At 38.6% G+C, this 13,941-nt stretch carries 14 protein-coding genes; 13 read left to right on the top strand and 1 reads right to left on the bottom strand.

Annotated elements, in window-relative coordinates; all coding sequences use genetic code 11:
* The first annotated feature begins 64 nt into the window (after positions 1-64).
* The 3 genes from M3166_RS19575 (at position 65) to M3166_RS10465 (ending at position 1,927) form a co-directional block, all read left to right on the top strand.
* Positions 65-301 (top strand): flagellin, encoded by a 237-nt coding sequence (locus M3166_RS19575; protein WP_435368067.1) that lies wholly within the window; start codon positions 65-67, stop codon positions 299-301.
* Positions 302-758: 457 nt separating this feature from the next.
* The gene (locus tag M3166_RS10470; protein ID WP_251689770.1) at positions 759-1,106 is read left to right on the top strand and encodes a hypothetical protein; all 348 of its coding nucleotides are present in this window, start codon (positions 759-761) and stop codon (positions 1,104-1,106) included.
* A gap of 5 nt (positions 1,107-1,111) precedes the next feature.
* Positions 1,112-1,927: a hypothetical protein gene (locus tag M3166_RS10465; protein WP_251689769.1), complete on the top strand. Its 816-nt coding sequence runs from the start codon at positions 1,112-1,114 to the stop codon at positions 1,925-1,927.
* 673 nt (positions 1,928-2,600) lie between these two features.
* Here the strand turns inward: M3166_RS10465 and M3166_RS10460 are convergent.
* A complete protein-coding gene (locus M3166_RS10460; protein WP_285848817.1) occupies positions 2,601-3,506 on the bottom strand; it encodes an endonuclease in 906 nt (301 codons plus the stop codon).
* A gap of 210 nt (positions 3,507-3,716) precedes the next feature.
* Between M3166_RS10460 and M3166_RS10455 the strand changes: the two genes are divergently transcribed.
* The 10 genes from M3166_RS10455 to prfB all read left to right on the top strand — a co-directional run bounded on the left by M3166_RS10455 (position 3,717) and on the right by prfB (position 13,791).
* Entirely contained in the window at positions 3,717-3,959 is a 243-nt protein-coding gene (locus M3166_RS10455; RefSeq protein ID WP_251689767.1) for a hypothetical protein, read from the top strand.
* A gap of 103 nt (positions 3,960-4,062) precedes the next feature.
* Positions 4,063-4,416, top strand: a complete 354-nt coding sequence (locus M3166_RS10450) for a flagellar protein FlaG (RefSeq protein ID WP_251689766.1) — start codon at positions 4,063-4,065, stop codon at positions 4,414-4,416.
* A 56-nt stretch (positions 4,417-4,472) separates the two neighbouring features.
* The gene (fliD, locus tag M3166_RS10445; RefSeq protein ID WP_251689765.1) at positions 4,473-6,302 is read left to right on the top strand and encodes a flagellar filament capping protein FliD; all 1,830 of its coding nucleotides are present in this window, start codon (positions 4,473-4,475) and stop codon (positions 6,300-6,302) included.
* Positions 6,303-6,320: 18 nt separating this feature from the next.
* Entirely contained in the window at positions 6,321-6,680 is a 360-nt protein-coding gene (locus tag M3166_RS10440) for a flagellar protein FliT (RefSeq protein ID WP_251689764.1), read from the top strand.
* 41 nt (positions 6,681-6,721) lie between these two features.
* On the top strand, positions 6,722-7,129 hold the full coding sequence (gene fliS / locus M3166_RS10435) for a flagellar export chaperone FliS (RefSeq protein ID WP_251689763.1): 408 nt from the start codon (positions 6,722-6,724) through the stop codon (positions 7,127-7,129).
* 627 nt (positions 7,130-7,756) lie between these two features.
* Positions 7,757-8,299 (top strand): competence protein ComK, encoded by a 543-nt coding sequence (locus tag M3166_RS10430; protein ID WP_251689762.1) that lies wholly within the window; start codon positions 7,757-7,759, stop codon positions 8,297-8,299.
* A 238-nt stretch (positions 8,300-8,537) separates the two neighbouring features.
* Positions 8,538-8,915: a PilZ domain-containing protein gene (locus tag M3166_RS10425; protein WP_079524739.1), complete on the top strand. Its 378-nt coding sequence runs from the start codon at positions 8,538-8,540 to the stop codon at positions 8,913-8,915.
* Positions 8,916-9,075: 160 nt separating this feature from the next.
* Positions 9,076-9,633 carry a ribosome hibernation-promoting factor, HPF/YfiA family gene (gene hpf / locus M3166_RS10420; RefSeq protein WP_079524740.1) on the top strand — a complete coding sequence of 186 codons (558 nt, stop codon included), beginning with the start codon at positions 9,076-9,078 and terminating at the stop codon, positions 9,631-9,633.
* A 156-nt stretch (positions 9,634-9,789) separates the two neighbouring features.
* Positions 9,790-12,300, top strand: coding sequence for a preprotein translocase subunit SecA (gene secA, locus M3166_RS10415; RefSeq protein WP_251689760.1), 2,511 nt, complete (start codon positions 9,790-9,792; stop codon positions 12,298-12,300).
* A 386-nt stretch (positions 12,301-12,686) separates the two neighbouring features.
* A protein-coding gene (prfB, locus tag M3166_RS10410; RefSeq protein WP_251690045.1) for a peptide chain release factor 2 occupies positions 12,687-13,791 on the top strand; the annotation gives its coding sequence in 2 pieces (ribosomal slippage) (positions 12,687-12,758 and positions 12,760-13,791; 1,104 coding nt in all).
* Positions 13,792-13,941 lie beyond the last annotated feature (150 nt).

Below are 13,941 nucleotides of genomic sequence, written 5' to 3'. Positions count from 1 at the left end.
GCTCCTGTCTCGAAAGAGTGGAGAAGGTTCAACGACTAGGATAGACCATCTAAAAGCTAAGCTCATGGTGATGAAATCCATAGGTGAAACAATGTCCATCAGCATTGTGAATCCGAAGTGCCCGACCCCTACTTTTAAAGAGGGTGAAGATATAGTCTGGTCATTTATGAAAGTAAATGTTCGCACGATGGCGAAAGAAATGATGGAACAAACTAAGAATTCAATTCTTTCTCAAGCAGCACAAGCAATGTTGGCTCAATCAAATCAGATGCCTCAAGGAGTTTTACAACTTCTGAGATAATGATAGAAGGGCGTCTTACCTGGTAACGGGTAAGAGCATCACTGGGTGAATTGCTGGAACTTCCTAAAGCTCGATCAACTACAACGTAACTGGAAACGGTCAGCGTGAATGTTAAAAAATAATCGAGATATGACAATGGATAATCAGCAGCCAAGCTCCTGTAAGGAAACTTTGGAGAAGGTTCAACGACTAGGATATACGGTCTAAGGCATATGCTATGACAATGAAATCCGTAGGGCAGCAATAGCTGTTCGAAGTGCCCAGCCCCTATAGATTTAGGGTGAAGATATAGTCTATTCTGTAAGTGAAAGCTACAGTCGCAAAGCAAGCGAACCAACAACCACAAGGCGTATTACAATTATTACGTTAATCAATAACTTATGAAAGGGATCCTATTTATAGGGTTCCTTTTTCTCATATCATGTTTTCATTTATTAAGTATTAGGTGGAGGTAAATTTGTTATTTTATTGCGAAGCAAAAAGTAATAATAGTGCAGTTTTAGATGTACACAATCTAGAAGAATTAAAACAATGGTGGTTGGAACTGGATATTTCTCCTTGGATTTCAGAAGATCAACGTAGTCTAATTGAAATTAAGAATTTGAAAATAGTAAAGTACCGTGGATTACGTGAAGGTTTATGGTATAAAATACCTGATAATTTTTGGTCTGAATTTAAATTCGATTTAGAGAAATTCTCGTATGCACAAGAAAACCGATCTTTGCTTTTTCGTTTATCTGTTAACTATGAAGGAATTGATAATATAGATTTTGTTTCTTATAGAACTGATAATTTAGAGGAGTGAGATTAGTGATAAATAGTTTAATAAAAAGTTTAGATACCTTTAAAGGATCAATTGAAATTATTGTTCGAGATGTGGGACACGGAAACTGGAATGAAATACGATTTGGTACCACTCGTATTTTTTTTGATATAGGGGCCCAAAAGGATTGGCATGAAAATAAAGTTCAAAATCTTGTAACTGCAGCTAATATAAGAAAAAGTGAAAATATTTATATTTTTGTTAGCCATTGGGATGTAGATCATTATCATGCTATATTAAAATTATCGGATTTCGAATTAAAGCAGATAAAGGGCTTTTTTGCGCCAGAACGCATACCAAAAACAAATACAGCCGAACGGGTGAAACATCTCTTGAATAGTGCTGGTATTGGTTTATACCTAATTCCATGGACAACCAAAAAGCATACAGACAAAAGAATAGAGCTTAATATGGTATTTGGTGGGGATAAATTAAAAATATTCAGATCTTCAAAAACAAATTCTAGAAATTTAGATAGTATTGTATTTTATATTGAAACCTACAAAAACAGTGTGATGTTAACGGGTGATCAAAAATATGAGAAGCTTTATGACTACATTGTCAGTGAAGTTTTACCAAAAGCACCAATGATTTTTGTATTACCACACCATGGAGGTAATGCAGGAGATTTTAATATTAGCCATTGGAGTACAACTTCTCTAGAAGAAGTAATTATTTCTTACCACGAAAGTAATACTTATGGTCACCCATTAGAGAATAATTGTAGAACTGCACAGAGCTTATTGGTATGTAAACCAATTTTGTCTACTAATGATACGGGAGATAAAGTATTCCTATTATGATATAATATTCGGGTGCACGAAGAATTTCTTGCACTCTATACATAGATAAATGGATACTCCAATATAGTGAAATTTTATACACCGGGTGCCAAACATAATTCAATACAATTTATAAATATACATTAAAAAATCTAGAGTACGCTTGTTTTCTACTTAGCGATTACCACATAGATTAAGTTGTATTCATTATGTTATTTACTGTTGTTGGTTCCATTCTTTTTGAAAATATACTGCACCGGGTGCGCATACAAAGCCTCTGCTTTTCATTAGCCACAATATTTTTTATTTCCCCTGTTCAGAGCCAACGCATATTTTTGGCTCAAAAATGAATTTGGCGAAATTGATATAGGGCTTATTTTTAAATAAGTGTCATTTTAGGTCTTTTGTCAGGAGTTGACGCTTATTAGAAAATAAGTTGTATATCGTTTTTCTGGATTTTCAGATTTTCCGAAAAATTGCGATAGGAAAATTTCCATTGCGGTTTTGCAGTAGTCGCGACCTTTTGTGTATGCCAATTTTCTGCACCGGGTATACACACAATTAAAGGTGTAGTTGCCAATAGCCAGTTTATTGCTGTATCACTTAATACAACAATTCATTACAGTGTGCTCGGTTTTGCCCATGTTTTTGGCGAAAAATGTCTATGTCTCTACATACGAAGGAAGTCCCCTCTCTATACACTAAAACAATATTCCACCAACTTACTAACAGTCAGTCCCGTTTGCTGGCGTATCGTGGCTAGCGTGTATCTATGATTTTCTTGAAGAATAATCTGATAGCTTTTCATAGGTTGTTCAGTACTCCGAAAAGTTTTAAAGGTATCAAAAATAAAATCTTTGCAAATCCTGCCCGTTTCATCAATTAGTAAGGTATTCAATTTATGGAGCTGCTCATTAATTTCATAAGTAGGATTATTAAGTTTGATTTTTTCAGGCAAGTAAATAGAAGTTCTTTTGGCAATTGCTTTAATGGGTTGTGCCGCCAATGCTTTTCTGTTCATGGATTCATGTAGCCAAGGGGAAATTAGATGCAGAAAATAAATAATTTGAAATTGATCATACAGAATAAGACGGTTTTGGCCGTCTCTATGAAACCGTAAGTGGAACTTTCTAAACAGATAGTGTAAAAGCCATGTATTTTCATCTTCCGTAAAACTGTCTGTAGACAAAATAATCTTCTGTGCAACATTGTTCACGATTTTCAAATGGCCATCATCCTGATACCACCAGGCAAGCGCCTGTTCGTTCAGATAGTGTTCGAGAAAATTGAGAGGCAACTTCTTTTTTCTATTAGGGTACCATTGCTCGTATAATTCTGAAATCACAGGACTCGTTCTGGACTGCACAAAGAAGCTTTCAGAATACCCTTTTTCAAGTCGTGAATCATATACTTTTTTGTATACAGGCGGATTTAGCGGCAAGAAAGGCTTTAGCGATTCATAGCAATAATTTGTCCACTCGTAATCCTCAGCTCTGTGCATAAATTGGAATCTTGCTTTTCTGCTTCCTTGTTTAGTCATAGAACCGTCTCCTAACAATTTTCCGCAAATAAAATAATAGAATTCATTTTCCTCATTCATAGTTTTCACCCTTTACAAATAAGAACGTATATTCTTATTTTAGCATGGTTGTATAATTTCCTGCACTTAATATTCACTCAACTAATATATTAAAATTAACCAAGCAGATTCTATAAAGATCTTTAGATATGAAAAAATCAAAAACAAATAAAAAGCCATTTACTGTTTCTTCCGTTATAGTAAATAAAACTAATTAGAATGGAGATTCCTATGACTAATGAAAAAGAAGAACTCACTTTTCTAGAGTCGCAGCTGGAGTGGATAAAACAAAGAGATGAACTGCTTGAGCAAATTGAAAATAAATTATACAAAATGAAACAGATTGCCGAAAAAGTAGCAGCAAACGGAGATTTTATAACGGTGAATGAAAAGCATCAATTAAATGAACGATTTCTGCAGTTGAAATCTGAAATAGCAGAATTAGAAAGAGGGCTTCAAATTTACTATAATTGATGAAATGTAGGTAAATTATTTTTCTATCTTCCAAACAACGATAAAACAATCAGAAATGCAGCCGATAAAATATAAAAGAAGATGTGGTATCGGAGGGGTAAAAATGCGAATTGACGGAACGAGTATTTCAATGCCTAACATGACACAACAGTCGGGGGAAGGACAACCACCGCGTCCTGCACAGACGGATATCATTACCAAACAAATTCAACCAACAGAAGAGAAAATAGATACGAAAGAAAAACTGGAACAGGCAATCGATTCTTTGAATGAGTTTTTTACAATTAATAATAGTGAATTGAAGTTTGTATTCCATGAAGGACTGGATACGTATTATGCACAGCTAGTAAATTCGGAAACCGATGAGATTATTCGGGAAATTCCCTCTAAAAAAGTGCTGGATGTGTTTTATGAAATGCAAAAGCTCGTAGGAATGATAGTCGATAAAAAAATTTAGTGCCAGCCGTAATAATGCTGGGCAAAATTGAGGATAAGTAGTTTGGAGGAGATTATATGTCAACGATGCGTATTGGCGGTCTGGCATCAGGGATGGATATAGATAGTATTGTAGAAAAGTTAATGGTTGCTGAGCGAATGCCGATGGACAAGCTCGAGCAGCAGAAGCAGATTTATGAATGGCAGCGTGATGCCTATCGTGACGTCAATAAAAAGATGACGACATTAGATACGTATATTGCCGATAATTTTATTTTAAAAAGCCTAAATACGAAAACGGCGACAAGCTCGAATGCGGATCTTGTTTCGGCTGTCGCAACAGGAGCGGCATCGGGCTCGCTGTCGATTGAAGGTGTATCGCAATTGGCGAAAGCCGCGCGGGGTATTGGGGAGCAAATAAATGCAACAACTAGCACGAAGCTGAGTTCTTTATTTGGGACTGAAACGATGCCGACAAAATTTACATTAAACGCAATTGATACGCAAGGGAAATTAGGTAAGGAAGTATCGATTGGCATTGATGCAAATACTACAGTAGGCGAATTAATAACTAAAATCAATGGGAGCAATGCGGGCGTTTCAGCAGTATTCGAGAATGGGCGTTTATCGTTAACGGCCCAGAACACCGGTAAGGCAGTTGATGGCGGTGCTGCGATAAAGACAGATGAAGAAAATGGCAAAGTGCTTTTTGGTAAATTAGGACTTTCTAAATTAGTAACAGAAGATGGGCAAAATGCAAAATTCCAAGTAAACGGCATCGCCACGGAGCGCACAACGAATTCCTTTTCGCTGAACGGCTATAATATTACGCTGAAGTCTGTATTCAATGAGGGTACTACAATTAAGAAAGCAGCTCAGGATACAGTGGACTTTGCTGAAAAAGAACTAAAAAGTACGCTGACAACCCTTGCTTCCAAATATAATGTAACATTATCTGAAGACGAAACAATAGAGAATCAAATAAAAGCTGTGAGAGATGCAATTACAATTAAAACTAGTGATGAAGACCCGATAGTGTCAGCGGAAGCTGAAGAAGCAAAAAAGTTGCTTAATACAAGTGAAACAACTTACACTAATGCGAAAAAGGCACTGGATGATGTTATCACTAATAAGCCTGAAACTACCGTACCTGCTAGCACAGTAACAATGACTTCTTCCACAAACGTCGACGAAATCCTGACTAAAGTAAAAGAATTCGTCGCAACATACAATGGCTTCATCACAGATCTGACTGCTCAAACAAAGCAGCCAAAATACCGCGATTATCAACCATTAACAGAGCTTCAAAAGAAAGAGATGGATACAAAAGATATTGAGAATTGGGAAACTCGCGCGAAAAGTGGTTTATTACGCAATGACTCCATTATTACAAGCGGACTTTCATCACTGCGTGGTCTTGTTTACCAAACAAACCACGCGGTAACAAATCAAAAGTACAACGCCCTGTACACAATCGGAATCGGCACTTCGAAAGATTATATGAGCGGTGGTACGCTTGAAATTGATGAAACGAAATTGCGTAAAGCATTGGAGGAAGATCCAGATGCAGTTGTGCAATTGCTTACTATGAGCGGCGAAAAATCTGCAACTGTAACGAAGGCTGACGGTACAACAGTTCAAAGCGATACACGCGGTTTCATGCGAAAAATCCGTGATGAGATGGACATTATCGAGAAGAAAATCGATGAGCGTGCAGGCCGTGGTTCAATGACGGAAACGCAATATACGTTAGGGAAATACTTGCGCAATGTCAATCAAAGTCTTGATGCATGGAAAGATAAACTAGTATCTATCGAAGACCGCTACTGGAAGCAGTTCGGTGCGATGGAAGCGATGATTAACAAGGCGAACAGTCAATCGGCTTCATTGATGAGTCAGTATTACTAAAAGAGCGGAGGCGAAAACATGGCGGTAGAACAGCAATTACTTCAAGTTTCCGCAAAGCTTTTTAAACAGCTCGGGGAAGTGGGGCAAACAGAAGACCGTGATGCACTTTTAAAAACGGTTGATGAGCTGCTGGAAGAGCGCGGTCAGCTCATTGCCTCCCTTCAGCAGGAAAATATTCAGCTGTCGAAAACCAACCCGCAGCATGCGCTGTTGCAGGAGCTCGACAAAGGGATACAGGAACGACTGGCATCGCTCATGGGCGAAATCAGACAGGACATGAAAAACGTTCAGACAGCAAAAAAAAGTGAAGTGCAATATAATAACCCGTATGCGTCCGTTCGTGTCATGGACGGGAAGTACTACGATCAAAAGAAATAACAACGTGCCAGGCGCGTTTTAACTATAGAGGAGTGTGTAGGATGACAGTTCAAACAGCAGCTGCTTTTAATGCATATAAACAAAACAGTGTGACAACGGCGTCACCGGGTGAGCTTACATTAATGCTATACAATGGCTGCCTGAAATTTTTAACGAGAGCTAAAAAAGCGATTGAAGAAAAAAATATCGAAGAAAAAAACACAAACATTCAAAAGGCTCAGGCTATTATTTCGGAACTGATGTCGACTTTAAATAAAGATCTTGAGGTATCTAAGCAAATGATTCCATTGTACGACTATATGAACCGCCGTTTAATGGAAGCGAATATCAACAATGACTCTACAATTATCGTAGAAGTCGAAGGCCTCGTAACAGAATTCCGCGACACATGGAAAGAAGTAATCAAAATTACACGCCAGCAGCAATATGGTACTGCTGGACAAGTTTAAAATATAGAAGCCGTTGTGAGAAGAATACAATCTTTTCACAACGGCTTTTTCAAATATAACTTTTCTCTCAAATTTCGACTTCTTTATTTATAAAATTTAAAATAGTCAAAATAGTATTGATTATATTGTACTATTTTGTATAATGTAAATAATTAGCAAATTCTACTTGAAAAAATCTAGTTTAGATTAGGCATACATAACCGATAGACCTACATTAATCTAATACATCCTACGATCATCAGCATCAATAATTTAATATTCGCCTTTTACTAAATAGAAAACGGTAATATTAAACCCCAAAATGCAACTACATCCCATGAATCCGAAAATTTCATCCGTTTTCCAATACATAATAAATCGGTTAGTCGTCTATTACAATCTATTCCGTTGCGGTATTGTTTTTGGCTGGAAAAATTCTATTACTTTTATTCATCAAAGAAAGCGGTTACCATCCAGGTTAACCGGTAAAGGGGGTGAGTGAGTATGTGAAATGGCAAAATAAAAAACCCCAAGTGAAGATCCTGCATAGACATCACCTGAGGTTTGATCGCCGGAGTATACCGACATATAGTAAGTATACTCCTTTTTACTAAAAATGATAACTACAAATTGGAAGGAGTATGGAAAATGTATAGAAATTCCTTGTATGATGCCTGTGTATTAAAGCCTGAATTTGATCAGTTTAATAATCTTTATACGCTTATGATTACTCCAAATGGCTATAAAAAAGTCCCTTTAACACCGATGCAATTGCTCGATATGGAGCTGAAACAACATGGTTCCAGCTTAAAAGGTGCAAAGGAAGCTGCAAATGCAATGCTTGACTCCAAATCTGTTAACCCGATCATGATTCCGAGGTCTCGGCTATCTCATTTTTGGTTTCCGACAGAGGCGATGCGTAATATCGAAGATTGTATGTACTTTGCATTGCATCATGTCGATGATATCAAGCCGCATTTGGAAAATCATTCAGTTGTCATTTTAACAAATAATGAAAGAATTAAAGTGCCTGTATCGTACAGTAAACTGAATAAGCAGTGGATGAAGGCAAAAGATTATTGTTCGACTACCTTAATAAAGCAATTTTACAGGGATACTGTATATTCAAATGCCGAGCAACAAATTATGTTAAAATGCGCAGAAATAAATGAAGAGTATGTAATCCACTAATAAGCATAGAGTTTTACGCAAAGGATCATCCCAATGTGTGAAACTCTTTTTGTTTCTCAATTTTTTATCGATTGCACATTCTTTTATTGCAAACGGAAAAAATTCCAGGTCAATTGTCATGAGTTTGAAGTCACAATTTCTCCTTAAAATAGCAATTAAGCACATAGACATTTAATCGTATATTACATCATAATGTGGGTATATAAATTGTAGCAATGAATGGCTAGGGGGAACAGTTATGGCGTTTAAACGCACAGAAGGATTTCGCTTTACTTTTGGGGTCCCAATCGAAGCAAATTTTACCGAATTGATCAATGGAAAACAGGAACAATTAGAGGTGATAAAATACCCTTGTGAAATCATCGATGTAAGCCCGCACGGAATGAAAATGTTTTCTTCTCGGGAAATTGGTGAAAATAATAATAACCTGGTGCAGTTGGAACTGGAATTCATTTTAGACGAAGTATTGATTAAGGCCATTGGAGACATCGTATGGAAGAAGAAATACGGCGGTAAGTTTCAATATGGTTTGATCTTCGAAAATCAGCCAGGTATTGAAGAATTAATCGTCAGTGAGTTAAAAGTTCGTCGCAAAAAAGAAGTCGGACGTAATTAAATTGGTTGGTTACCATTGATTCCATATAACGATACGGTGTCTTTCTTATCAATATGTAGGACAACTTGTCGAAAATTGAAAAAAGTTTCAAGTCGTAACAGGATTTTATTTATGTATGTAGAATTAGATTAGTAAGAGCAGTAATGAAGGAGGAGTTCACATGCTAAAGTTTAACATTCGTGGTGAAAATATTGAGGTAACTCCAGCGATTCGTGATTACGTGGAGAACAAAATTGAAAAGGTAGAACGCTATTTCAATGAAGATCTAAACGCGAACGCTAACGTCAATTTGAAGGTTTATAATGATAAACAAACAAAAGTAGAAGTGACGATTCCGATGAAAAATTTAACGCTGCGTGCCGAAGAGCGTCATAACGACATGTATGCGGCTGTTGACTTAATTGTCGACAAGCTTGAGCGTCAAATCCGTAAACATAAAACAAAAGTAAACCGTAAATTCCGTGATCGCGAAGGTACAGGTATCTATTTCGCCAATGTAACATCCCAAATGGAAGCGAACGCTGAATCTTCAGAGGATGAATATACAATCGTTCGTACGAAGCAATTTGATCTGAAACCGATGGATCAGGAAGAAGCCGTTCTACAAATGAACATGCTTGGCCATGATTTCTATATCTTCACAGATGCAGAAACAGACGGTACAAACATCGTTTACAAACGTAAAGACGGTAAATATGGTTTAATTGAAACTAACTAAATGATTGGCTTGCAAGCGGATTGTCTGAAATAGGCAGTCCGTTTTTTGAGTTGAATCGTTCCTAAAATTACCATTTTACATCAGTCCATTTGCACCACCGGTATATATAATGCTAAAATATACTTTGAGACTATTTATTGGGAAGTGACCAATTCGATGGCAAACATATTAAATAAATTATTTGATTTCAATAAAAAAGAAGTAAAGCGTTTAGAAAAGATTGCAGATAAAGTAGAAGCATTGGCAGGGCAGTTTGAAAGCCTTTCTGATGATGCATTAAAAGCGAAAACAGAAGAATTTAAAAACCGTTATCAAAATGGCGAAACTGTGGACTCTTTGTTGCCTGAAGCATTTGCGACAATTCGTGAAGCATCACGCCGTGTTCTTGGCATGTTCCCGTTCCGCGTTCAGATTATGGGGGCTGCTGCATTAAATGAGGGTAATATCGCGGAGATGAAAACCGGTGAAGGTAAAACGTTAACGTCGACAATGTCCGTTTATTTAAATGCGCTTACTGGTAAAGGTGTTCACGTCGTAACGGTCAACGAATATTTAGCAAGCCGTGACGCGACTGAAATGGGAGAGTTATATAATTGGTTAGGCTTAACGGTTGGTTTGAACCTGAACAGCCTGTCAAAAGAAGAAAAGCGTGAAGCATATGCAGCGGATATTACATATTCGACGAACAATGAGCTTGGTTTTGACTATTTACGTGATAACATGGTGCTTTATAAAGAAGATCGTGTACAGCGTCCGCTTTATTATGCGGTAATCGATGAGGTTGACTCGATTTTAATCGATGAAGCGCGTACACCGTTAATCATTTCCGGACAAGCAGGGAAGTCTGCACAGCTTTACGTACAGTCAAATGCATTTGCCCGTATGTTAAAGCAGGATGAAGACTACAACTATGAAGAATCAACAAAAGGCGTAACGTTGACAGAGCAAGGGATCGAAAAGGCAGAGCGTGCGTTTGGCATCGACAACTTATTCGATTTAACACATGTCCGCTTAAATCATGCGATCAATCAAAGCTTAAAAGCACATGCATCAATGCATAATGATGTTGACTATGTTGTGCAGGACGGGGAAGTTGTAATCGTTGACGGCTTTACTGGTCGTCTAATGAAAGGTCGTCGCTATTCGGATGGTTTACACCAGGCGATTGAAGCGAAAGAAGGTCTCGATATTCAAAATGAATCGATGACAATGGCGACCGTTACATTCCAAAACTATTTCCGTATGTACGAGAAACTTTCTGGTATGACAGGTACAGCGAAAACAGAGGAAGAGGAATTCCGCAACATCTACAATATGCAGGTTGTAGCGATTCCTACGAACAAACCGATTGCGCGTGATGACCGTCCTGATCTAATTTTCGCAACGATGGAAGGCAAGTTTAAAGCCGTTGCAGAAGATATTGCAGAGCGTCACCGTAATGGTCAGCCGGTACTGGTTGGTACGGTTGCAATCGAAACATCGGAAATCATTTCAAAATATTTAACGAAATTTAAAATTCCGCATAACGTGTTAAATGCGAAAAACCATGAACGTGAAGCGGAAATTATTTTAAATGCCGGTCAAAAAGGTGCCGTAACGATTGCGACAAACATGGCCGGTCGTGGTACGGACATTAAACCGGGTGAAGGTGTACTTGAAATTGGCGGTTTAGCGGTAATTGGTACGGAGCGTCATGAATCACGCCGTATTGATAATCAGCTACGTGGTCGTTCTGGTCGTCAAGGGAACCCGGGGGTAACGCAATTCTATCTTTCTTTGGAAGATGAATTAATGCGTCGCTTCGGTTCAGATAAAATGAAGTCAATGATGACAAGACTTGGTATGGACGATACACAACCGATCCAGTCAGGCATGGTTTCAAAAGCGGTAGAATCAGCACAAAAACGTGTTGAAGGGAATAACTTCGATGCGCGTAAACGTCTATTACAATACGATGACGTACTTCGTCAGCAACGTGAAGTAATTTACAAAGAGCGTGAAGAAGTATTGGATTCGGAAAATATGCGTGCATTAGTAGAGTCGATGATTTCACAGGCGATCGAAAATCAAGTAGCCCTTCATACACAAGGTGAGAAGGAAAACTGGACACTGGATGCACTTGAAGACTATATCGCAGCAAATCTTTTAGATGAAGGCGATATTACGAAAGAGCAGCTTGAAAATAAATCACCAGAAGAAATGATTGCGTTCATCTCTGAAAAAGTGACAACGCGCTATGATGAAAAAGAAGAAGCGATGACACCAGAGCGTATGCGCGAGTTCGAAAAGGTTATTTTACTTCGTTCAATTGACTCGAAATGGATTGACCATATCGATGCAATGGACCAGTTACGTCAAGGAATCCATTTACGAGCTTACGGTCAAAACGATCCATTACGCGAATACCAGCAAGAAGGTTTCGCAATGTTCGAAGACATGGTCGCAGCGGTACGTGAAGATGTAGCGAAGTACGCATTAAAAGCGGAAATCCGCAGCAATCTGCAACGTGAAGAAGTAGCAAAAGGCCAAGCTGTTAATCCGAAAGAAGAAGGTGCAGCCAAACCGAAAAAACTACCAACACGTAAAGCAGAAAACATCGGACGCAACGACCCATGCCCATGCGGCAGCGGCAAAAAATACAAATCATGCCACGGCGTAGGCCAATAAAAGCAATAAAACCGAGGTCATTGAAACTATGCTCAATGACCCGGTTTGTTTTTTCATAAAGGTTGAAATGTACCAAATAGGTGAGCAGTGGGAGCCTTTTTTCGCTGGTTGATTACTAGGCGAATTAGATGAAAAACCCTAATTTTACTCGCTCACCCCAACTTTGAGCAAAATAAAATCACAACGCAGTAAATTTATTAGTAATGGAACTTAGTTGATTGGAGTGGAGGCGGCGACTTCTGCGGGAATAGCGGGACAGCCGATACACCGCAGGAGCAAAGCGACGAGGAGGATTGGCGCCCGCCCGCGAAACGCGTCCGCCGCAACGGAAATCAACGGTATGAGAAGACCAAACTTTAACACCCAAATACGGAGGAAAATATATGATGGAATTAGCAGATGTGCGTAATGCACTCGAAAATACAGCTACAAAACTAGCGGACTTCAGGGGGTCTCTTTGACTTAGAAAACAAAGAGGCTCGTATCCAGGAACTAGATGAACTTATGCTTGAACCGGAATTCTGGAACGACCAGAACGGTGCACAGGCAATAATTAACGAAAGCAACGGCATTAAAGCAGTTGTCAACGAATACAAAGAATTAGTCGACACACAGGAAAACCTCGAAATGACACTCGAGCTATTACGCGAAGAACCAGACGCAGAATTGCAGGAAGAACTAGGCATAGAACTAGTCGAATTCCAATCAAAAATGGAAGATTTCGAACTGCAGATGCTGTTATCAGAACCATACGATAAAAACAATGCCATTTTAGAGCTGCATCCAGGTGCAGGTGGTACAGAGTCACAGGACTGGGGCTCGATGTTATTACGTATGTACACACGCTGGGCAGAGAAGCGAGGATTTAAAGTAACGACAATTGACTATTTGCCTGGTGATGAAGCCGGCATTAAGTCGGTTACATTGCAAATTTCAGGCCATAATGCGTACGGCTATTTGAAAGCAGAAAAAGGCGTACACCGCTTAGTTCGTATTTCACCGTTCGATTCATCAGGCCGCCGTCATACATCGTTCGTTTCATGTGATGTTATGCCGGAGTTCAATGACGAAATCGAAATCGATATTCGAACAGAAGATTTAAAAGTCGATACGTACCGTGCAACTGGTGCCGGTGGTCAGCATATTAACACGACTGACTCGGCTGTACGTATTACCCATCTTCCAACAGGTGTCGTTGTACAATGCCAGTCTGAACGTTCGCAAATTAAAAACCGTGATGCGGCAATGAAAATGCTGAAATCGAAGCTGTATCAGCTGGAAATCGAAAAGCAGCAAGCACAGCTGGATGAAATTCGTGGAGAACAGAAAGAAATCGGCTGGGGCTCACAAATTCGTTCATATGTGTTCCATCCGTATTCAATGGTAAAAGATCACCGTACAAGTGCCGAAACAGGGAATGTAGGCGCTGTAATGGATGGCGATCTCGATGTATTCATTACTGCCTATTTACGATCAAAAATCTCATATTAAAATCTTACAGCGGTCATCCGCTCGAAAAAATGAAAGCCGTGCCTTAGTAAAAAGCTAAGGCACGGTTTTTTTAGTGAAATTTAAGCTAAGTAATAATTTTCCTCTTGTCAGATTTTAAAAAATATGTGAAAATAAATATACGAACAAACG

This window comes from Solibacillus isronensis (genome assembly GCF_023715405.1).
GTDB lineage: Bacteria > Bacillota > Bacilli > Bacillales_A > Planococcaceae > Solibacillus > Solibacillus isronensis_B.
The sequence above is the reverse complement of the archived record's forward strand: the minus strand, read 5'-3'. Positions and strand labels throughout refer to the sequence as shown.